A 19,710-nucleotide genomic window follows, 5' to 3' on the forward strand; every position below is an offset into this window, starting at 1 on the left:
GATTTATGTCCCCACAACCAAGAGGTGTCAATCAGATATGTGCGCGTAGCATATAATTGACATCAGCATATATTCTTGCTAACGCGCTATGGATGAGCAGCAACGCATCCGGCAGTCCGGACCGATTTCCAGCCCTGTTCCAGACAAGCGGCGACCGGGATCTCGCCGATCTGGCGCGCGGCAGCGGCCTGTCCGAACCGGCGGCCGAGGCCGTGGCCGCCATCGATGCGGTAATGAGCAAGGTGCGCCGCTCGATCAAGCGCCGCGACTTCGGCCGCATGATCCTGGCGCGCGTAGACCCTTCGCTGGAAGTGAGCCATCTCGATGCGATCAGCGCCATCGCGAACAATCCGTTTTTCAGCGCTACCCAGCAGGATGAGGTGACGGTTGGCGTCATCGCCGAGCGCCTCGAGATCGATCCGTCGCGCGCCAGCCGCATCGCGGCCGACCTCGTCGAACGCGGCTATGCCTGCCGTGTCGCATCGCAACGCGATGCCCGCCGCATCTGCCTCAAACTCACCGCCAAGGGTGAGCGCCTCGTGGCGGCGGTGCGCCAGACCAAATGGCGGATTTTCGCCGGATCGCTGGCACAGTGGGATGAGCAGGACCTAGTAAGGTTCGCCACCTTGCTGGAACGCTTCGCCGGTTGGGCCATGGACGAAGCCGGGATGAAAAGATCCGCCAAGGCCGTCAAGCAGTTGATGGACGAGATGCTGCCCGAAACGAAATAGGCGGCACGGCGTGGACGCTCACCCATGTGTGCGAGCCGTTCGATAGCCCTTGACGCTCAGGTCGCGTCGGATCGTTATCGGTCGAAGAAACCGGCGTCCTCTTCCGCCAGGTATTTCTTCGCTGCCTTGGCGTCGATGTCGAGGCCGAGTCCCGGAGCTTCGAGCAGGTCCACCATACTTTCCCTGACGATCTGCCCCTTGGGCAGGCCGATGACGATGTCCTCCCACCACGGGTCGGAGGCGCTGGGATATTCGAAGGCGATGTAGTTGGCCGGCAGCGTGGCGCAGACATTGATCAGCGCGCCGAGGCCCAGCAGGCCGTTCGCCGTGCCGTGCGGCGCCATCATGATGGAGTGCATATAGGCGTGTTCCGCCACCCATTTGAGCTCGGCGATGCCGCCGATATCGGCGGGGTCCGGACCGATGACACGGACCGCCTGGGTCTCGATCAGTTCCTTGAAGTTATGGCGCAGGTAGATCTGCTCGCCGGTGTGGATGGGGGTGGACGTCGATGTGGTGAGTTCGCGGTAGGCCTGCGGATTGACCCACGGCACATAGTCGCCGGTCAACATGTCCTCCAGCCACATCAGATTATATTTTTCCACCGCCTGCGCGAAGCGGATGGCGTCCGGCAGGAACCAGCCGGGGCCGCAATCCAGCGCCAGCGAGACCTTGTCGCCGAGCACCTCCTTCATGGCGATGACGCAGTCGATCATATGCGCCATGCCGCGCTCGCTGATCTGCCCCTGGTCCATCGCGCCGTGATAGGTCGGCGGCTGGCGCACGCCATAGTGGAAGTCGGGAACGCTGGTCTTCATGTTGGAGTGGAAGCTGATGCCTTGCTTGACCATGAAGAAACCTTCCGGCCGCTCCATCATCCATTTGACGTCGGCCGCGTAATCCTCTGGCCTGTCGCCGGTGCGCTTCTTGCGGATGGAACCGTTATAGACCCGCACCTTGTCGCGCACCTTGCCGCCAAGCAGCTTGTAGACCGGGACACCGGCGGCCTTGCCGGCGATATCCCAGAGAGCGTGCTCGATGGCGCTGACGGCGGCGCCATAGGGCTTGAACGAACCACGCTGACGGATCTTCAGCATGCAACGTTCGACATCGGTCGGGTTCTCGCCGATCAGCGCGTCACGGAAATGCAGCACCCAAGGTTTCAGATAAGGCTTGGTGTACTCGACCTCGCCGAGGCCATACAGGCCCTCGTCGGTAACGATGCGGACGATGGGGTGTTTGCCGATGACGGCACACCTGAGATCGGTGATCTTCATGATGTCCTCTATTTCACCGACGAGAAGGCGGTTGGCGCGAGAAACTGGCTGGAAATATTGGCCAGGATCGGGCCATCGCGCTCGGACTCGTCGCGGGCCTCGAGCCATGCCGGATCGGTGGTGAAGGCCTTCCATTTCACTTCGCGCTCGGCCAAGGATTCCCAGGCGACTAAATAGGTCAGTCGATTGCTATTTTCGCCGACCACCGTGGTGAAGAACCCGGCTTGGCGGATGCCGTGTCTATCCCACAGCGCCAAGGTATGGTCGTTGAAACGCTTGAGCAGCGCCGGGAGTTGGCCCGGCAGGCAGTCATAAATGCGAAGTTCGTAGATCATGGTCCATCCTTCTGTTCACCTCTCCCTCCGGGGAGAGATGTAGAGTCAGCTCCAGGTACGGTCCCAGGAATATTCATCGTCCCAGTGGTCGGTCGGCTGCCAAATGCCTTTGACGCCGTCCTGCAGATGCTGGCTGATGACCTCGTCGACCACATCGTCTATGCCGAGGCCCGGTTTATCGGGCACGGTGATGAACCCGTCCTTGACCAGCGGCTTGGGCAGGCCGGTGACGATGTCGTCCCACCAGTCGACTTCGACGCTGTGATATTCGAGCGCCATGAAGTTTTCCGTCGCTACCGCGACATGCGCGGCGGCCATTGCCGCGATCGGGCTTTCCGCCATGTGAATGGCCATGGCGACGCCATGCTCCTGCGCCGCGTCGCCGATCTTCTTGGTCTCGAGGATGCCGCCGGTGGTCAGCAAGTCCGGGTGGATGACCGAGATGCCTGAATTGAGCAGCGGCTCGAATGCTTCCTTGAGGTAGATGTCCTCACCGGTGCAGATCGGCACCGAGGTCGCCTGCTGCAACTGGCGATACTGCTCGGTGTATTGCCAGGGGATCACGTCTTCGAGCCAGGCCGGTGCGTATTTCTCGATCCGCCGGGCGAGACGGATGCCGTCCTGCAGCGAGATGTGGCCGACATGGTCGATGGCGAGCGGGACCTCGTAGCCGATCACCTCGCGGACCTCGTGGATATACTGATCGAGCAGGTCGAGGCCCTTTTCAGTGAAATGGAGGCCGGTGAAGGGATGCGGCACGTTCTGCGCATCATAGGCGGCGTTGCGCGCCCGGCGCTCGTCCAGCGTGCGTGCCGGGCCGCGAGCGGCATGGCTGCGGAAACCGTCGAGCACGCCGGCCGGCGCCACCACTGCGCCCGGGATATGGGAGATCTGCGCCAGGCCGAGGTCCATCTTGAGGAAGGTGAAACCGAGATCCATCCGCGCCTTGAGCCGCTTTCCGGTCTCGGTGCCGCTGGGCTTGTCCGCGTCGGTGTCGCAATAGACACGCACCTTGTCGCGAAACCGTCCTCCCAGCATCTGGTAGATCGGCACGCCATACGCCTTGCCGGCGAGGTCCCAAAGCGCGATCTCGATCGCCGAGACTCCGCCACCTTGCCGCCCGTGGCCGCCAAATTGCTTGATGCGGCGGAACAGCCGGTCGACGTCACAGGGATTTTCGCCTAGCAACCGGCTCTTCAGCATCAGCGCATAGGTCGCGCTGGCGCCGTCGCGCACTTCGCCCAGGCCGATAATGCCTTGATTGGTATAGATCTTGACCAGCGCGGAGGTGAACGGCGCGCCGACGATCTCGGCAACGCGCAGGTCGGTGATGCGCAGGTCGCTCGGCCTGGAGTTCGTATTTACCCGATTGAGCGCCTCGCCGGCGCTACCCGTCTTTGCCATGGCTTATCCTCGTTCTGATTGGTGGCGCCCCGCACCCCCGGCCTGCATAAGCGTTGCTAGCCAAGCTCTATCTCGTGGGCCTGCAGGTAGTCTCGGTTCATCTCGACACCGAGACCCGGCTTCGACGCCAGCTTGAGGCTGCCGTTCGAGACATCGAGTGGCTCGTCGATGAGGTGATTATATTTGTCCAGGTTCCACTCCGACGTTTCGAGCTTGTAGAAGTTGGGAACCGTCATCATCACCTGCGCTCCCGCAACCACATTGATCGGTCCCGCGGCGTCATGGGGCGAGACCGGGATGTAATAGGCTTCGCACAGGGCGGAAATCTTCTTCAGTTCGGTAATGCCGCCGGTCCAGGTAACGTCCGGCATGATGTAGTCCGCAAGCCTGTTCTCGAGCACCGGCACGAAATCCCATTTGGTGTGGCCGCGCTCGCCCCACGAGATGGCGGCACTGACCTTCTCACGCACTTGCTTGAGAGCATTGAGGCTTTCTGGCGGGCATGGCTCCTCGAACCAGTCGATCTGGCCGGCTTCCTCGAGGCTTCGGCAGAGGCGAATGGCGGTGGGGACGTCGAAGCGGCCATGCGCGTCGATGAGAATGTCGACATCGGGCCCCGCCGTTTCACGGATCAAAGCCGTTAGTTCGGCAGCCTCGCGCTCGTCCTTGCGGGTCATGCTGCCATCGAGGTAGCCGTCCCGCTGTTCGCGCGCCAAGCCATCGGCGATGCGGCCCTGGTGGGGGAAAGGATCGAACTTCAGCCCGGTGTGTCCGGATTCGACGATGTCTCGAATTTCGCGGACCACAGCCTCCTTGCTGGTAAACTTGGCCTGGTTGGGATGGGTATAGAGCGCGATTTCATCGCGCACCGGTCCGCCCAGCAGCTCGTAGATCGGCTTGCCTAGAACTTTGCCGCGAATGTCCCAGAGCGCTATGTCGATAGCGCTCACGCATTCGACTGCGGCGCCGCGGCTGCCCATATAGGTGAAGCTGCGGAAAATCTTGTGCCAGAGATGCTCGATGCGCGCCGGATCCTCACCTGTGACGGCAACACCGATCTGCCGCAGGATCGTGCAGAGCGCGCGGTTGGCGAGCCTTGTGGTGGTGGTGATTTCCCCCCAGCCACTCACCCCTTCGTCGGTCGTCACCTCGACGAACAGGAACTCTCCCCAATAGGAAGCATCGGACTTGATCAGCCACGGCCGAACGCTCGTGATTTTCATCTCTCAACTACCTCTGTCTGATGGCCGGACCAATGATTTTCTGGGCTGGAAATTCTATCCGGCCCGAGCGGCGTTGCGCGCACGCATCTGTTCGAGAACGTGCCGGCCGGAACCCTCGACATGGCGGGCAATGAGTTCGGCCGCCTCGTCGGCATTTCCGGCTTTGATATGCGCGATGAGCTCGCGGTGTTCACGCATGATGGCGGCCCGCCGCGCGAGCGTGAAATTGAAACGCCGGCTCACGGCTCGCAGCACTTCGCGATGCTTCCACCAAAGCTCGGCGGCATGGCGGTTGTAGTGGCGCTGGTACATTACGGTGTGGAAGGCCGTATCCAGTTCACTGTGCCGCAATGTGTCGGTGAAGTTGTTCTCTTCGATCAGAGCCTGGATGCGTTCGAGTTCGGCGATGTCCTCGCCGGTCGCCATGTTCACGAACCATCGCGTCAGGGCCGGCTCGATCAGGACTCCGATCTCGTAGATATCCCGGACAAAATCCTGGTCTATGGGCCGGACGCGCGCGCCACGGTTGGCGACAAAGGTGACGAAGCCCTCCCCTCGCAACAGCTGCAGCGCCTCGCGTACGGGGTTGGTCGAGGTGCCGTGACGCCGGGCGAGATCGGTGACCACAAGCCGTTCGTTGGCGGCGAGCCGTCCCTCGATGATGTCTTCCCGGATCAGCTCATAAAGCGAGGCGCCCTCGCTGGACGCCCCGATGGGATCAATCCCCACGGGTGGCTCTGCTTTGAAATCACTTGTTTCGGCCAAAGCCGGCTCCCCCGATTAGTACATCGCATGCTCGATATCATACACGCGTTTTGCAAACAATGTACGATCGGGTGCGTTGACAGGCAATCCACGATCTGAAAACGTACCAGATGATCGAAGGGATACATTGAGCAGAAGACGCATCCCGCACGGTCGGACGAGCCCCTTGGCGCACAGCGGCATGGGAGAATCTGGGAGGATACTATGACGAGGATTACACTCGGCGGTGCCGTCCTGCGCGGCACTGTCGCCACTGCTTTGATGGCGTCGCTCATGTCGGGATCGGCGCTGGGTGCGCCGCCGGTCGATTTGAGCAAGTGGTCGCCGGAGTATGTGCGCTCCATCGCCGGCACACAGGATTTCGACACGGCCGCCGATTGCGGCAAGGTCACCCCGCTCGACTACAAAGGGCGACTGACGTTCTGGTATCAGGGCGTGTTCGAGGGCGACCCCGACCTGCTGCGTCAGTACTACAAGGATTTCTTCGAGACGTTCCGCAAGACCTATCCGAACATCCAGCTCGAGGATCAGGCCCTCACCTACAACGACCTTCTCGACAAATTCCGCACGGCGCTGCTGGGCAACGCCGCGCCGATGGCGGTCCGCCTGCAAATCCTGGGCGGAACCGAGTTCGCCTCGAAGGGTTATCTGCAGCCGCTCAAGCCGGAAGATGTGGGCTATCCCACAGAGGATTTCTGGCCCGGCGCCATGAAGGCGGTAACCTGGGATGGCGTGACCTACGGCATTCCCACCAACAATGAGACGATGGCGTTCATCTGGAACGCCGACATTTTCAAGCGTGCGGGCCTCGATCCGGACAAGGCTCCGGCTACCTGGGACGACGTCGTCAAATATTCCAAGCAGATCCATGACAAGCTCGGCATTGCCGGCTACGGCCTCGTGGCGCGCAAGAACGCCGGCAACACGCCGTACCGCTTCATGCCGCAGCTATGGGCCTATGGCGGCGGTGTCTTCGACGAAGCCTCCGCGAACCCGACCTATAAGGAGGTCGAGCTCAATAGCCCGCAGAGCAAGGCGGCGTTGCAAGCCTCCTACGACATGTATGTTCGCGACAAGTCGGTTCCGGTCTCGGCCCTCACCAACCAGCAGGCCGATAACCAGCCCCTGTTCGTCGCCGGCCAACTCGGCATGATGGTCTCGCACCCGTCCGACTATAACGTCATGCTCGACCTGCAGAAGAAGGCAACGGGCGCCGACAAGGACAAGGCGCAGACCGTCATCGACAACATGCGCTATGGCCTGATTCCGACCGGCCCCGACGGCAAGCGCGCCGTCGTGTTTGGCGGCTCGAACATTCACATCCTGAAGCCCGAATATGTCGAGGGCGGCAAGGTGGACGAGCCGGCTGCAAAGGCCATCATCTGCATGTGGACGAGCCCTGAATGGTCGCTGAAGATGGCGTATGCCGGCTCGAACCCGGGCAACCTCAACGGCTTCAAGACCAAATGGATGAAGGAACGTCTGGACAACATCAAGTTCCTCGATGTCACGACCTCGATGTTGCCATACGGCATCCCGTTCCCGGCGCTGCCGCAGTCGCCCGAGATCATGAATATCATCGTCCCGGACATGCTGCAGAACGCCCTGACCGGAGCGATGACCGTCGACCAGGCAGCGGACGACGCGGCCGAGAAGGTGAAGAACCTGATGGACGGACTCTAGTCCGGGCCTGACCTGCGATCCGACCGGCTGTGCCGATAGTGCGTGCAGCCGGTTTGCTCCGAAGAACAAGGGCACGCCATCGTGACGATCGTGACCGGCAAGGCCGAGGCTCGCCAAAGATTGCAACCCGGTAGCTCCGGGGCGCTGCGGAATACCTGGGAGCACCGTGCCGACTACGCATACGTGCTTCCAGCGATCGCCGTGATGCTCATCGTCATCGCCTATCCGATCTACTACACGGTCGAGCTGTCGTTCTTTAAAACGCCGCCTGGCCTGCAGCTCCGCGACAAGACCTTCATCGGATTGGACAACTACACGGCCATCCTCACCAGTCAGGTGTTCTGGAAAGTCACCTTGAACACCCTGATCTGGACGATCGCATCCACCTTCGTTGCCTTTGCCTTGGGATTTGCCGCTGCGCTGGCCCTCCACCGCGAGTTTATCGGCCGGGGTGTCCTGCGCGCTATCCTGATCATTCCCTGGGTCATCAGCGCGGTTGCCGCCTCCTATATCTGGAAGTGGATTTACCATTCGGACTTCGGCATCATCGGCGCGGTGCTGGTCGGCCTCGGATTGGCTGACCGGCCGCCGAACTTCATCGACAACGTCAGCACGGTGCTGCCCTCCTTGATCGTCGTCAACATCTGGCGCGAGTTTCCGTTTGCCATGATCATGATGATGGCCGGTTTGCAGACGGTCCCCGACCAGTTGCTGCGCGCCGCGGAAGTCGACGGGGCCAATGCATGGCAGCGTTTCTGGCACGTCACCTTCCCGCATCTGCGCAACGTCTCTACGGTGACAATTCTGCTGCTAGCAGTGGCCAATTTCAATTCCTTCATCATCCCGTGGATCATGACCGGTGGCGGGCCGTCGAACGCTTCGCACATCTGGATCACCCACATTTATGAGCTCGCCTTCGGCCGGCAGCGATGGGGCGTCGCATCGGCCTATTCGGTGCTCCTGTTCCTCATGCTGATGGTGCTGGGCTACTTCTACGTTCGTGCGCTGGCCGGCAACGAGCGCAAGGAGGGCGGCGCATGAGCACGATTGTCGAGACAGTCCCTCAACGTCCGGCCCGGCGCCGCATGCGCATCGACGGATGGCGTTGGGCCGGGCGCATCTTCCTCGTGTTCATGCTGCTTTACACCGCGTTGCCGATGATCTGGATGCTGATCACCTCGATCAAGTCCGGCTTCGCGGCGATGCAGTTCCCGCCGCAATGGTGGCCGGAAGAGCCTACCCTGGCCAGCTACCAAAAGCTGCTGGATCCGCAAAACAGCGTCGGCCAGGACTTCCTGCGTTTTTTCTGGAACAGCCTCTACGTGTCCACGGTCACCACAATCCTTTCGGTGATCGTGGCCGTTCCTGCGGCGTACGCGTTTTCGCGCTTTCGTTTCCCCGGTCGAAACTTCCTGTTCTTCACCGTGCTTTTGCGCAACATGTTCCCGGCGGTGATCTTTCTCGTGCCGCTCTTCATCCTGATGCGCGCGATCGGGCTGGTGAACACGCATGGCTCGCTCATTCTCACCTATCTCACCTTCGGCCTGCCGCTGGCGATCTGGCTGCTCAAGGGCTTTTACGACAACATTCCGGTGCAGCTCGAGCAGGCGGCGCGGATCGATGGGGCGACCCGGTTCCAGGCCTTCATCCTGATCGTGATGCCTCTCTCGACGCCCGGAATCATCGCCACCGCGATCTATTCCTTCATTGGCGCCTGGAACGAGTACATCTATGCCTACACCTTCCTTTCCAAGAACGAGCAGTTGACCCTGCCGGTCGGCATACAGCGTTTCTTCTCGGAGAATACGACGGACTTTCCGGGCCTGATGGCGGCCAGCTTCATGATGAGCGTGCCCGTCGTGGTGCTGTTCCTCCTCCTGCAACGATACTTCGTACGCGCCCTTACAGAAGGCGCGGTCAAACACTAGAGCCGGATGATGTCAGGTCTGTTCGACCTGAAATCTGAATCCGCCTCTAAATCAAAGAGATAGAGCATGATGTCGTCCGAAAACCGCTTCACACTTTTCGGCATCATGCCGTAGGGAGTTGCCGATGGCCCACGTGGTCCTGAGAGATCTCGTCAAGACCTATGGCGGCTTCAAAGCTGTCAACGACGTTTCGCTGACGGTCAATGACGGCGAGTTCGTTGCGCTCGTCGGCCCTTCGGGCTGCGGCAAGACAACCACGCTCAATCTTGTCGCGGGATTGATCCCGGTCACATCGGGCGACATCGTCATCGGCGACCGCGTGGTCAACGACCTCGACCCCAAGGACCGGGACATCGCGATGGTGTTCCAGAACTACGCGCTCTACCCGCAGAAATCGGTCTACAAGAACCTGGCGTTCCCGCTGCAGATGCGCAAGCTGCCCAGGGACGAGATCGACAGGAAGGTCAAGGAAGCGGCGCGCGTGCTCGACATGACGCACCTTCTCGAGCGCAAGCCGCGCGAACTTTCAGGCGGGCAGCAGCAACGTGTCGCCTTGGGGCGCGCCCTCGTCCGCGACCCTGCCGTTTTCCTCATGGACGAGCCGCTCTCCAACCTCGACGCCAAACTGCGCGTCCAGATGCGCTCGGAGATCAAGCGCTTCCACCAGGACCTCAAGGCGACCATCATCTATGTCACGCACGACCAGCTCGAAGCCGTGACCATGGCCGACAAGATGGCGGTGATGAACGGCGGCTACCTGTTGCAATACGATTCTCCGGCGCAGGTCTTTGCCCATCCGGTGAACATGTTCGTCGCCAGCTTCATCGGCAGCCCGGCGATGAGCCTTGTTCCACTGGAGGCATCGACAGCAAACGGCAACACTGCGTTGACCGGCGCGGAGGGCTGGAGCCTTGAGCTCTCGCCGCTCAACGCCCGGAAGGTTGCGGGGGCAACGTCGAGGAAAGTCGTGCTCGGCGCACGTCACTCGACCATCAGGCTCCACAAGAGCGCGGTGTCAGGCAGCGTCCCGGCCAAGGCCTATACAGTGGAGCCGACCGGAGACGTCACCTTCGTGCAGGCGTTGCTGTCAGGCGCCATCGTCAACATCAGCGTGTCCCCCAACATCGCCGTCGCACCTGACGAGCAGATCTGGCTCGAGTTCGACCAGGAGCGGCTGCATCTGTTCGATGGCGAAACTGAACTGGCCCTCAAGGCCGGCTGAGACAAGACGGGGTTCATTGGGAACGTTGGGGATGACTGAAAAGCTTAAGATCACCGCGATCAAACCCTATCCTGTATGGGTTGGAACGCGTAATCAGATGCTCGTCAAGATCGAGACCGACCAAGGCGTCTTCGGCTGGGGCGAGAGCGGCTTGAGCGGGCGCGAAAAGGCCGTTGCCGGCGCGGTCGAGCATTATCGTGAGTTTCTCATCGGCCGCGACCCCATGCAGATCGGGCGGATCTGGCAGGAGGCATATCGCAGCCAGTACTTCGAAGGCGGGCGCGTTCTGCAGGCGGCGATTTCCGCCATTGACGTCGCCCTGCACGACATCAAGGGCAAGGCGCTGGGGGTGCCTGTCTACGAATTGCTGGGCGGCAAGCAGCGCGACCGCATCCCCACCTTCGCCTCGACCGGAGACGAGGCCGAGGGCGACGTCGCCATCGAACGAGCCCGGGAGCTGCGCGCACGGGGGTGGCAGGCGATCCGCTTCTTCCCCGCAGGGCAAAGCAGCAGGGACATCTTCGAACCCCGAGAGTCGATCGGCGCTACCGCGAGCATGCTGAACAAGGCGCGCGAGGCGCTGGGCGACGACGTCGTCCTCGGCATCGACTATCATCATCGGCTGTCGGTGGCAGAGGCGGCGAGCTTCTGCAACAAGCTCGGCCGCGGCGTGCTTGATTTTCTCGAGGAGCCGATCCGCGACGAGACACCTGAAGCCTACGAATCCCTGCGCAGGATGACCGACATTCCCTTTGCCATCGGCGAGGAATTTGCCAGCAAGTGGCAGTTCCTGCCCTACATCGAGCGCGGCATCCATCAGTTCAACCGTCTCGATGTCTGCAATGTCGGCGGGCTCACCGAGGCGATGAAAGTCGCCGGCTGGAGCGAGGCGCACTATGTCGACCTGATGCCGCACAATCCGCTTGGTCCGGTGTGCACGGCCGCGACCCTGCATCTCGCCGCCGCGGTACCCAACTTCGCGTGGCTCGAGACCAGGGAACCCGAGACGAAGCTGGGCTTCGACAATTCCGACTTCTTCCCCGTGCAGCCACGGCTCGATGGCGCCTACTATCCGGTCAGCGACCTGCCGGGGCTTGGCGTCGAGGTCAACGAAGCGGCGGTCCAGGCGGAGGCTTTTCGTTTCTGGGAAGCGCCTCACCTGAAGCGCCGCGACGGGTCTGTTACGAACTGGTAGTCCCCTTTCATCCGGAGTCCACAATGACGCATACCCCTGACATCACGCGGCCGCCCAAAGACCTCATTGACGCCCTGAGGGAAATCGGCGCCGCGACGGTTGCCGGCACGCTTGGCCATATGGGTTTCCGCAATCCCCACATGGTCGGTCCGGTGGCGCAGAACCGTGGGAAGTCGATCGTCGGGCCGGCGCTGACGCTGCAGTTCCTGCCGCAGCGGCCGGACCTCTTCAGCGAGGGAGAATACGCCGACCCGGAAACGCAACTGCACCGGCACGTGCTCTATCACGCGCAGGAAGGCGATGTGGTCGTCGTCGACGCGCGCGGTGACATGAGCTCGGGCGTCTTCGGCGATATGATGTCGACATATTTCAAGGGCAGAGGCGGCGCGGGCATCGTCATTGATGGATGCATGCGCGACCGGCCGAATGTGGAAAAGCTCGATCTGCCGCTATGGCTGCGCGGCTGGACGCCCAACTACCATGTGCAAACCAGCATCTATCCGAACGCCGTCAACGTTCCGATCGCCTGCGGCGGTGTCACGGTGATCCCCGGCGACATCATAGTGGCGGACGACGACGGGGCGGTTGTGCTTCCCGTCGCAATGGCCGCAAAGGTGATCGAAGAATCCCAGAAGCATCATGATTGGGAAGAGTTCTCGCGAGAGAAGCTGATGCAGGGCGCACCGCTGCAGCGCTACTATCCGCTGCATGACGATGCCCGCGGCGAATATGAGGAGTGGCGCAAGGCCAACCGCCCGGCGGATTGAGATGCAACCACGCGGCACCCAATCACAGCGCCTTGGTGTTACATAAACCAGTCGCCCAGCGCGTGGGCATGATAACGCGCAGGCTATCCCCCCGAATGCTGCCGGCGAAGTTCCTGTTCAAGCTGAGCGCTTTCGGCTGGCGAGGCGGCAGACCCGACACGGGAGTCGAAGGACAACACTCGCGTCGCGTCGGTGTCGACCTCACACCGGAAGCTCACATGGTACCATCCGATCGTTGCGCGAAAGGCCGCATCCGGATCTATAACAATATTGCCCGACTTCAGCGGTCTCATTGGTAGCCACTCGGGAGAAAACTCGGCGCCCTTCAGCTCCTCGGCCAACACGTTGGCGCAAAGTGTGGCAACGCGCTCACCGCGAGACATGCCGTCAGTCGCGGTGGTGCCGAATGCATTGCCGGTAGCGCCGTGCGAGAAGAGCTCGCGGACGCCCGGAAGGCCCGAGTAAGCCCCGGCTGAGGCCACCTCCGTGGAGCTAGGCTTCCTGGCGCCTCCGCTTCCAGGCTTCGAGACCTTTGCAGGGCTGCGCTTCGGCGCGTTTTCGGGCCTGGCCTTCGGCGCCTGGGCTGATGCAGGAAGCTCGATCTCACCATCGTCGCCGGGGGCGGCCAACGGCGTCGCGGCTGCCTGCTTGTCAGCATCTTGCGGCTCTTGTTTGTCTGCGCCCTGCTTGCTCGCGTCCTCGGTTGCCTGCTTCTCCTGGGTCGGCTCGGAGGCTGCGGTTGCCGGCTTCTCCTCGGTCTTGGTCGTACCCGCCGGCTCCCCGGAGTCTGGCGACGCGGCGGGTTTGCTCTCGACGTCCTTCGCCTCACCTGGCGGCTTCGTATCCTTGTCCTTGACCGGTGTCGGCGAATTATCCTGCGCGCTGGCTCCATCCAGGGATTTCCTGGGGCCGGTATCCTTGTCGCCGAACTGGAATACAGGTTTCAGCACCTCGAGCGCCGGCGGCTTTTCCGCTACAGGCTCTTCTACTTTCGATTCCGGTTGCTTTTGCGCTTCAGGTGGTTCGGGCGGCGGCACGAGCGCGACGTTCACCGGTTGCTCCTCCTGCGGCTGCTCGGGAGGAATGGGCAGGCCGTAGACCAGGAACGCAGTGATAAGCGCGTGCAGGACCAGCGATGCGGGCAAGGCCCACAGCAAAGTCCGCCGCCGCTCGGATGTCTCGGTCTTCATCCCTTTCGATGTGGAGCGAAACTGCGGCCGCATCAAGCATGGCCACTGCATTGGCACAATTCAGCCGCAGCTCAGCAGTGAGGAGACGACGCCTGATTGCTTCTCGCCGCCGGCTCCATTCTCTGCATGCCCGCCTCCAATCTCAGCGACGCAGGCTGGCGTCGCGGGCACGCTCGCGGATCTCTTCGCGAGGAAGGCCCGCATCCGCCAATATGCTGTCTGGAAGCCGCCTCAAGCTCGCAAGCGTCTGGCGATAGGCAAGCCATCGGGCGAAACGGTGTCGAAGTGCATGCAACATGATCGTCTCCTTGGTGAGCGAAATACCTCACGCTCTTGAGTTGGTCGAAAACGCAAAGCAATCGCGCAAAGCGTATGCACGATCGAACGGATTGGGCTGACTTCCTGGCCACCGAGGCGTGCCTGTCATTTTCCTGCCAGGGCAGGATTATCCAACCCTCCAATGGCTGCATACTTGCGCATGATGTCCGCTTCGCGCTACAGCCACGGTCGCAAGGAGTTTTTCATTTCTGCAAAATGGATATTGGCTGGGACGATCTGAGGTTGTTTCTCCACGTTGCGCGGCTGGGTGGCCTGAGCGCGGCTACGGCAACCACGCGCCTCAGCGCAGCCACACTCGGACGACGCGTCACCGCGCTCGAAAAGCAGATCGGCGAAGCGCTGTTCGTACGTCAGCAGACCGGCTACCGACTAACCCCGGTCGGTGAAGAACTGCTGCGGCGCGCCGAAGACGTCGAAGCAGCAATGCAGTCGCTAACCCGCTGGCGCGAGGGAAACCTGCCCGACCGCATTGTCCGCGTCTCGGCCGGGCCTTGGACCTCGGCCTTCGTTTCGGCCCATATCGGCGAAATCTGGACCGTCGATGACGGCATCAGGGTGGAACTCGTCACCACCACCGACCGGGTCGACATCGGTCGCCGCGCCGCCGATATCGGCATCCGCAGCGAGCGCCCAACCGAACAGTGGCTGGCCGGCCGCCAGAGCGGCAAGGTCGCCTATGCCATCTATTCCGGACGCCACCTGATCAACGGCATCGCCGCCGGCTTGTTCGTCGGCGTCACCGGCGAAGGGGCAAACATTGCCTCGGCGCGCTGGCTGCAAGCCCATCACGGCGATCGCATCGCCGTGCGCGGCAACAACACCCATTCAGTGCGCGAACTGGTGGCCGCCGGCGCCGGCCTTTCCGTCTTTCCGTGCTTTGTCGGTGACAGCGATCCGCGGTTGGTTCGCGTCGCTCAGCCTATCCCCGAACTCGAAACCGACCAGTGGATTGTCACCCATCATGAGGAACGCCACTCCCCGCCGGTACGAAAGGTTGCCGACCGGATTGCCGCCCTGATGCGGGCCCATCAGCCATTGTTTGGCGGCAAGATGCCGATCCGGTAAGTCTCAGGAGTCGATCGGCCGAGCGAATTCCGGAACATCGGACTGGAGACCCATTCAAAAGGTCGGTTCGTGCAGGCGTATATGGTACAAGTCCCACATCTTGTCTTGCCGCAAAGTTCACCCTCTGATTCCCTGTGCCAAGGCGATAGAACCTGATTCTTGCACCTGGCGTGTTCAAGCGGCGCGTTCCGGGAACCTTTTGTCGACCAATTCCAAGGAGAACAAGACGATGAGCACCGCGGCAAGGCCCGTCATCTCTGAAATGCGGCCGAAGATAACCGTTATTGGTGTCGGCGGTGGCGGCGGCAACGCGGTCAACAACATGATTGCCGAAAATCTGCAGGGTGCGGAGTTCATCGTCGCCAACACCGATGCCCAGGCACTGACCATGTCGAAAGCATCGCGGCTGATCCAGCTGGGCGCCCATGTCACGGAAGGCCTGGGCGCCGGGTCGCTGCCCGCGGTCGGCCGCGCGGCAGCCGAGGAATCGATCGACGAGATCAGGGACCACCTTGCGGGAACCCATATGTGCTTCGTGACCGCCGGCATGGGAGGCGGAACTGGAACCGGTGCCGCGCCTGTCATAGCGAACGCTGCACGGGCAGCCGGCATCCTGACGGTGGCGGTCGTCACCAAGCCGTTCACCTTCGAAGGGAAGCGCCGCATGCAAGCCGCCGAAGAGGGCATTGAGCAGCTTCGCGAATGCGCCGATACCGTGATCGTTATTCCGAACCAGAACCTCTTCAGGATCGCCGACGCAAAGACGACTTTCGCGGACGCCTTCGCCATGGCTGATCGCGTCCTTTATTCCGGCGTCGGCTGCATAACCGATCTCATCGTCAAGGAGGGGCTGATCAATCTCGACTTCGCCGACGTGAAGTCGGTGATGCGCGACATGGGCCGCGCAATGATGGGTACCGGGGAAGCCACGGGCGAGGACCGCGCCAGGAAGGCCGCCGAAGCGGCGATAGCAAACCCGCTTCTCGACGAAGCCTCGATGATCGGCGCCAAGGGCGTCCTGGTCTCGATCTCGGGCGGCATGGACATGACGCTGTTCGAAGTCGATGAGGCCGCCACCCGCATCCGCGAGGAGGTCGACGCCGACGCCGACATCATCGTCGGCGCCATATTCGACCGGGCACTCGCCGGAAAGTTCAGGGTCTCAGTCGTGGCGACAGGATTGCGGCAGGGACTGGAGATGCCGCAGTAGGCAGGATCCGGGCTGCTGATTTATGAGTCTGGTGGACGTGGTCATGGGCTTCGCCACCGAAAAGTTTGGCCCGCAAGCCCGCACCATTGAACCTGCCGGTGAATTCGCGTTGCCGGCCTAGGGACCGAATTTGTTTCGAGGCCGCTGCCACGAATGCGCGAATTCGCATCAGCGCCGCCGCGGAACCGCTCCCAACTGCAACCGCGCCGCGAATGCGCTTCGACCCGGATCCCCAAAAGGCCACACAGATTGACCACGGCAGACATTTCGCCTGCGATATGGCCAGCATCTGCTGACCACATGATCGGCCCTTTTTGATCGGTGATGCGGGCTCGCTGGATATGGCACAATAAAACCGGCATGGGTCAGACGTCGGGAGCATCCAGTGGCGGCCAGCCTCGCAAGCACTATATCGAAGAAAAACTCAGGTCGACCCGACAGGAGCATACTCCATGGCCGACACGCCGACACCCGATGCTTCGTTTCTCGCGGCCCTGACGACAGAGCATTTCGTGCAGCAGACAGCGATCAGCACGTCCATAAGTGAAATGGCGTCGCGAACGACCATCTACATTATGTCTCTGTCGAGCGCTCTGGTGGCAACGGGCTTTGTTACGCAGTCCTCCGAGTTCTTCCTGCCGTTTGTCGCGGTTGTGCTGCCATCGGTCTTTTTACTGGGTGCCTTTACCGTCTTGAGGTTGGTCGACATCGCCGCTGAGAACATGCAGGCCCATATCGGCATTGCCCGGATCAGAGCCTACTATCGAACTTTGGGCGACGAGGCTGCCTTCCAGTTTTCCAAGGAATTCGGTCGCTGGCCCGAAAATGACGCCGAACCTTCTCTTCGTACTGGGCCTCTCCTGGCGTACCTGACCACTGCAGCGACTATGATCGCATTCATAAATGCCATCGTCGCTGCGGCCGGCGTTACTCTGCTTGCGTTTCAAACCCTATGGTTCTGAAAAGAGCGTGCTTTGAGCGGGTAATGAATGTGGTGTTTGTCTGAACGCCACCGGCATGGCAATTCCGATCTTATTGACGACCAATGCTCCACGCCCCTCGCAGGCTGTTCGCAATGGCGAGCCCTTTCGGGATCGAGACATTTCCGCAAACTTTTTTGCCCGGCATGCGTTGTTCCTTCTCCGAGCACAGGAGAAAGCCATGCAGACTAAGTCGCAGACTTCAGCCGAAGCCGCCAAGCAACGCCATATCCAGCGTGGTATCGACGCCAAAGACGAGACGAAGAGCAATGGCAAAATGCAACAAGCGATGCAAGCCGGCGCCCGCAAATATCCCGAGCCACCTTTTCCCGAGCAGCATCAACCCAAACCGGGGCATGAATGGGCGATCGAGCCCGCTCCGCTCTACGATGCGCCTTACTACCTCGGATCGAAAAAACTCGACGACAAGGTAGCGCTTATCACGGGTGGTGATTCCGGCATCGGCCGTTCGGTGGCAGTCTTGTTCGCCCGCGAGGGCGCCGACATTGCGATCGTATACTTGAGTGAAGACAGAGACGCCGAAGCGACCAAAAACGCCGTCGAAAAGGAAGGCCGGCGTTGCATACTGATAAAAGCCGATGTCAGTGAACGCGAGCATTGCCGCAACGCCGTGGCGCTGACGGTCGAAAAATTCGGCAGGATCGACGTGCTGGTCAACAACGCCGCTTTCCAAATCCATTCCAGTGACTTCAACGACCTGACCGAGGAACATTTCGACACGACGCTGAAGACCAATCTTTACGGCTATTTTCATATGGCGCAGGAGAGCGTGCCGCACATGGAGCCGGGCTCCGCGATCATCAATACCGGTTCGGTGACCGGCATCGACGGTTCCAAGCAACTGGTTGACTATTCGATGACCAAGGGCGGCATTCATGCCTTCACGCGAGCGCTTTCGGGCAATCTGATCGGCAAGGGCATCCGGGTAAACGCGGTCGCGCCAGGTCCGGTGTGGACGCCGCTCAACCCTTCGGACAAGGAAGCCGACGACGTCTCGAAATTCGGCGCGGATACGCCGATGAAACGGCCAGCGCAACCGGAAGAACTTGCCCCGGCTTACGTGTTCCTCGCCTCGTCGCATTGCTCGAGTTACATCACGGGAGAGATCCTGCCGGTGGTCGGTGGCTACTGAGGTCGCGGAACGTATTTCATTGCATTGGGCTACCGAGTAGACGGCACGCGACGACGTCGTCTCCAGGGAGACGCTTGCCGCGCTCGATCGCTTCAAGAAACGCGTGATCGGTGCCGTGCGCCGCCGCTACACGGCACCCGCCACGGCTCCGGAGCAATAGCGCTCCGTGTTGGCCGAAATCCTCGCTCGCGTTTTCAATTTTCTGAATTTCCGCTTGGAACTCTCCCGCCGGCATACCGTTCAAACATCATTGGAGAACGACCATGCCACGAGGCGACAAATCGAAATACAGCGACAAACAGGAACGCAAAGCCGACCACATTGCCGCAGGCTATGAGAAGCGCGGTGTTTCCGAGAAGGAATCCGAGCGCCGGGCATGGGCGACCGTCAACAAGGACGATGGCGGCGGCAAGAAAGAAGGCGGCCGGGTCGTGGTAAACACACCGGACACCCCGCGGCCCACAAGGGTGGGAAAAGCGGCGGCAAGGCATCGGCTTCACGGTCAGCCGCAAGCCGATCGGAATCGGCAAAGAAGGCAGCGGCAACACGCAAGCGGAATGCCGAGCACCATGCCCATTAACTGCCCCGCAACAGGTTCGGAACGCCATGAAACCCAAGCTCGTCAATCAGGTCAGCGGGCAAAGAATTTTCGTCGTGGTGCTCGACCTCGGCGACGAAGGCTTCGCCGCGCTGACCGCCTTCGCAACCGACAAGAACATCGCCGACAAGAACATCGGCAGTGCCTCTTTGACTGCGATCGGAGCGTTCGGCGCCGCCTTGATCGATGTTAATGCGTGAGGTTGGCAAGCGCCTACCCGGCTCCTTGGCCATCAAGGGCGGATGTCTCTGTGGCAGGATCCGATTCAGCGCCGGGATCGAACCGAGGGCTCACTACTGCCACTGCGATATGTGCAGACGAGCGACCGGCAGCGCGTTTGCAGTTCTTGCCTGGATGCCCTGCCAAAGCCTGACCTGGAATTCCGGAACGCCAACATATCGAAGGTCTTCGCCGATCGCACAAAGAGGCTTCTGCCCAGAATGCGGGTCGCCGCTCAGCCTTTGCTACGACGCGTCGCCAACCGAGATCGCGCTGCACGTCGGTACCTTCGATGATCCGGCTCACCTGGTGCCTCGGTACAACTACGGTTCAGCGCAGCGCCTTGGTTGGGTGTGCTGCGGAATAGACCTACCGGACCGCGACACCGAGGAGCGCTGGTAGCGCCGCCTGTTGCGAATGACCTAG

20 protein-coding genes and 1 pseudogene are annotated in these 19,710 nt (G+C 61.3%); 14 read left to right on the forward strand and 7 right to left on the reverse strand.

Features of this window, described 5'->3' with window-relative positions:
• Positions 1-92 precede the first annotated feature (92 nt).
• Complete coding sequence (locus NKJ64_RS12295; RefSeq protein WP_023829168.1) at positions 93-731, forward strand: MarR family winged helix-turn-helix transcriptional regulator; 639 nt, start codon at positions 93-95, stop codon at positions 729-731.
• A gap of 74 nt (positions 732-805) precedes the next feature.
• Here NKJ64_RS12295 and NKJ64_RS12300 read toward each other — a convergent pair whose 3' ends face one another.
• From NKJ64_RS12300 to NKJ64_RS12320, 5 genes are read right to left on the reverse strand one after another with little or no spacing between them, the layout of a single operon-like run.
• Positions 806-2,008, reverse strand: a complete 1,203-nt coding sequence (locus tag NKJ64_RS12300; protein WP_352462652.1) for a mandelate racemase/muconate lactonizing enzyme family protein — start codon at positions 2,006-2,008, stop codon at positions 806-808.
• 8 nt (positions 2,009-2,016) lie between these two features.
• Positions 2,017-2,343, reverse strand: a complete 327-nt coding sequence (locus tag NKJ64_RS12305) for an NIPSNAP family protein (RefSeq protein WP_352462654.1) — start codon at positions 2,341-2,343, stop codon at positions 2,017-2,019.
• Positions 2,344-2,388: 45 nt separating this feature from the next.
• Positions 2,389-3,747 (reverse strand): mandelate racemase/muconate lactonizing enzyme family protein, encoded by a 1,359-nt coding sequence (locus tag NKJ64_RS12310; RefSeq protein WP_352462655.1) that lies wholly within the window; start codon positions 3,745-3,747, stop codon positions 2,389-2,391.
• 56 nt (positions 3,748-3,803) lie between these two features.
• The gene (locus NKJ64_RS12315; RefSeq protein ID WP_023681194.1) at positions 3,804-4,970 is read right to left on the reverse strand and encodes a mandelate racemase/muconate lactonizing enzyme family protein; all 1,167 of its coding nucleotides are present in this window, start codon (positions 4,968-4,970) and stop codon (positions 3,804-3,806) included.
• A gap of 54 nt (positions 4,971-5,024) precedes the next feature.
• The gene (locus NKJ64_RS12320; protein WP_023681193.1) at positions 5,025-5,735 is read right to left on the reverse strand and encodes a GntR family transcriptional regulator; all 711 of its coding nucleotides are present in this window, start codon (positions 5,733-5,735) and stop codon (positions 5,025-5,027) included.
• 204 nt (positions 5,736-5,939) lie between these two features.
• Here NKJ64_RS12320 and NKJ64_RS12325 point away from each other — a divergent pair, with 204 nt between their 5' ends.
• From NKJ64_RS12325 to NKJ64_RS12350, 6 genes are all read left to right on the forward strand, one after another.
• Positions 5,940-7,418, forward strand: a complete 1,479-nt coding sequence (locus tag NKJ64_RS12325) for an ABC transporter substrate-binding protein (RefSeq protein WP_023696294.1) — start codon at positions 5,940-5,942, stop codon at positions 7,416-7,418.
• An 81-nt stretch (positions 7,419-7,499) separates the two neighbouring features.
• Positions 7,500-8,459 (forward strand): carbohydrate ABC transporter permease, encoded by a 960-nt coding sequence (locus tag NKJ64_RS12330; protein ID WP_023729477.1) that lies wholly within the window; start codon positions 7,500-7,502, stop codon positions 8,457-8,459.
• Positions 8,456-9,346: a carbohydrate ABC transporter permease gene (locus NKJ64_RS12335; protein ID WP_023729478.1), complete on the forward strand. Its 891-nt coding sequence runs from the start codon at positions 8,456-8,458 to the stop codon at positions 9,344-9,346. Before NKJ64_RS12330 ends, NKJ64_RS12335 begins: the two co-directional genes overlap by 4 nt.
• Before the next feature lie 124 nt (positions 9,347-9,470).
• Complete coding sequence (locus NKJ64_RS12340; protein WP_023829164.1) at positions 9,471-10,568, forward strand: ABC transporter ATP-binding protein; 1,098 nt, start codon at positions 9,471-9,473, stop codon at positions 10,566-10,568.
• Positions 10,569-10,599: 31 nt separating this feature from the next.
• Positions 10,600-11,763, forward strand: coding sequence for a mandelate racemase/muconate lactonizing enzyme family protein (locus NKJ64_RS12345; protein ID WP_023829163.1), 1,164 nt, complete (start codon positions 10,600-10,602; stop codon positions 11,761-11,763).
• A gap of 23 nt (positions 11,764-11,786) precedes the next feature.
• Complete coding sequence (locus NKJ64_RS12350; protein WP_023829162.1) at positions 11,787-12,530, forward strand: ribonuclease activity regulator RraA; 744 nt, start codon at positions 11,787-11,789, stop codon at positions 12,528-12,530.
• Positions 12,531-12,613: 83 nt separating this feature from the next.
• Here the strand turns inward: NKJ64_RS12350 and NKJ64_RS12355 are convergent, their stop codons facing one another.
• Both NKJ64_RS12355 and NKJ64_RS12360 read right to left on the reverse strand, forming a co-directional pair.
• Complete coding sequence (locus tag NKJ64_RS12355; protein ID WP_050590963.1) at positions 12,614-13,720, reverse strand: DUF930 domain-containing protein; 1,107 nt, start codon at positions 13,718-13,720, stop codon at positions 12,614-12,616.
• 142 nt (positions 13,721-13,862) lie between these two features.
• Positions 13,863-14,018 (reverse strand): YjiS-like domain-containing protein, encoded by a 156-nt coding sequence (locus NKJ64_RS12360; RefSeq protein ID WP_081730988.1) that lies wholly within the window; start codon positions 14,016-14,018, stop codon positions 13,863-13,865.
• A 236-nt stretch (positions 14,019-14,254) separates the two neighbouring features.
• Here NKJ64_RS12360 and NKJ64_RS12365 point away from each other — a divergent pair, with 236 nt between their 5' ends.
• The 7 genes and pseudogenes from NKJ64_RS12365 to NKJ64_RS12395 all read left to right on the forward strand — a co-directional run bounded on the left by NKJ64_RS12365 (position 14,255) and on the right by NKJ64_RS12395 (position 19,686).
• Positions 14,255-15,124 (forward strand): LysR family transcriptional regulator, encoded by an 870-nt coding sequence (locus NKJ64_RS12365; protein ID WP_023829160.1) that lies wholly within the window; start codon positions 14,255-14,257, stop codon positions 15,122-15,124.
• A gap of 229 nt (positions 15,125-15,353) precedes the next feature.
• The gene (gene ftsZ, locus NKJ64_RS12370) at positions 15,354-16,334 is read left to right on the forward strand and encodes a cell division protein FtsZ (RefSeq protein WP_031198409.1); all 981 of its coding nucleotides are present in this window, start codon (positions 15,354-15,356) and stop codon (positions 16,332-16,334) included.
• 452 nt (positions 16,335-16,786) lie between these two features.
• Positions 16,787-17,296 (forward strand): hypothetical protein, encoded by a 510-nt coding sequence (locus NKJ64_RS12375; protein WP_023829157.1) that lies wholly within the window; start codon positions 16,787-16,789, stop codon positions 17,294-17,296.
• 199 nt (positions 17,297-17,495) lie between these two features.
• Entirely contained in the window at positions 17,496-18,467 is a 972-nt protein-coding gene (locus NKJ64_RS12380; RefSeq protein ID WP_023687856.1) for an SDR family oxidoreductase, read from the forward strand.
• 263 nt (positions 18,468-18,730) lie between these two features.
• Positions 18,731-19,047: pseudogene (locus NKJ64_RS12385) on the forward strand (plasmid stabilization protein).
• Positions 19,048-19,073: 26 nt separating this feature from the next.
• A complete protein-coding gene (locus tag NKJ64_RS12390) occupies positions 19,074-19,265 on the forward strand; it encodes a PPC domain-containing DNA-binding protein (RefSeq protein WP_023687853.1) in 192 nt (63 codons plus the stop codon).
• Positions 19,258-19,686 carry a GFA family protein gene (locus NKJ64_RS12395; protein WP_280799882.1) on the forward strand — a complete coding sequence of 143 codons (429 nt, stop codon included), beginning with the start codon at positions 19,258-19,260 and terminating at the stop codon, positions 19,684-19,686. The genes NKJ64_RS12390 and NKJ64_RS12395 overlap by 8 nt, the downstream gene beginning before the upstream one ends.
• Positions 19,687-19,710: the final 24 nt, after the last annotated feature.

It is taken from the genome of Mesorhizobium sp. M0062, assembly GCF_040323125.1.
Lineage (GTDB): Bacteria > Pseudomonadota > Alphaproteobacteria > Rhizobiales > Rhizobiaceae > Mesorhizobium.

Bases quoted from the DNA above. Each gene is read 5' to 3' on its own strand.
- NKJ64_RS12295 (WP_023829168.1), top strand. From the start codon at position 93: ATGAGCAGCAACGCATCCGGCAGTCCGGACCGATTTCCAGCCCTGTTC.
- NKJ64_RS12300 (WP_352462652.1), bottom strand. From the start codon at position 2,008: ATGAAGATCACCGATCTCAGGTGTGCCGTCATCGGCAAACACCCCATC.
- NKJ64_RS12305 (WP_352462654.1), bottom strand. From the start codon at position 2,343: ATGATCTACGAACTTCGCATTTATGACTGCCTGCCGGGCCAACTCCCG.
- NKJ64_RS12310 (WP_352462655.1), bottom strand. From the start codon at position 3,747: ATGGCAAAGACGGGTAGCGCCGGCGAGGCGCTCAATCGGGTAAATACG.
- NKJ64_RS12315 (WP_023681194.1), bottom strand. From the start codon at position 4,970: ATGAAAATCACGAGCGTTCGGCCGTGGCTGATCAAGTCCGATGCTTCC.
- NKJ64_RS12325 (WP_023696294.1), top strand. From the start codon at position 5,940: ATGACGAGGATTACACTCGGCGGTGCCGTCCTGCGCGGCACTGTCGCC.
- NKJ64_RS12335 (WP_023729478.1), top strand. From the start codon at position 8,456: ATGAGCACGATTGTCGAGACAGTCCCTCAACGTCCGGCCCGGCGCCGC.
- NKJ64_RS12340 (WP_023829164.1), top strand. From the start codon at position 9,471: ATGGCCCACGTGGTCCTGAGAGATCTCGTCAAGACCTATGGCGGCTTC.
- NKJ64_RS12345 (WP_023829163.1), top strand. From the start codon at position 10,600: ATGACTGAAAAGCTTAAGATCACCGCGATCAAACCCTATCCTGTATGG.
- NKJ64_RS12350 (WP_023829162.1), top strand. From the start codon at position 11,787: ATGACGCATACCCCTGACATCACGCGGCCGCCCAAAGACCTCATTGAC.
- NKJ64_RS12355 (WP_050590963.1), bottom strand. From the start codon at position 13,720: ATGAAGACCGAGACATCCGAGCGGCGGCGGACTTTGCTGTGGGCCTTG.
- NKJ64_RS12360 (WP_081730988.1), bottom strand. From the start codon at position 14,018: ATGTTGCATGCACTTCGACACCGTTTCGCCCGATGGCTTGCCTATCGC.
- NKJ64_RS12365 (WP_023829160.1), top strand. From the start codon at position 14,255: ATGGATATTGGCTGGGACGATCTGAGGTTGTTTCTCCACGTTGCGCGG.
- ftsZ (WP_031198409.1), top strand. From the start codon at position 15,354: ATGAGCACCGCGGCAAGGCCCGTCATCTCTGAAATGCGGCCGAAGATA.
- NKJ64_RS12375 (WP_023829157.1), top strand. From the start codon at position 16,787: ATGGCCGACACGCCGACACCCGATGCTTCGTTTCTCGCGGCCCTGACG.
- NKJ64_RS12380 (WP_023687856.1), top strand. From the start codon at position 17,496: ATGCAGACTAAGTCGCAGACTTCAGCCGAAGCCGCCAAGCAACGCCAT.
- NKJ64_RS12390 (WP_023687853.1), top strand. From the start codon at position 19,074: ATGAAACCCAAGCTCGTCAATCAGGTCAGCGGGCAAAGAATTTTCGTC.
- NKJ64_RS12395 (WP_280799882.1), top strand. From the start codon at position 19,258: ATGCGTGAGGTTGGCAAGCGCCTACCCGGCTCCTTGGCCATCAAGGGC.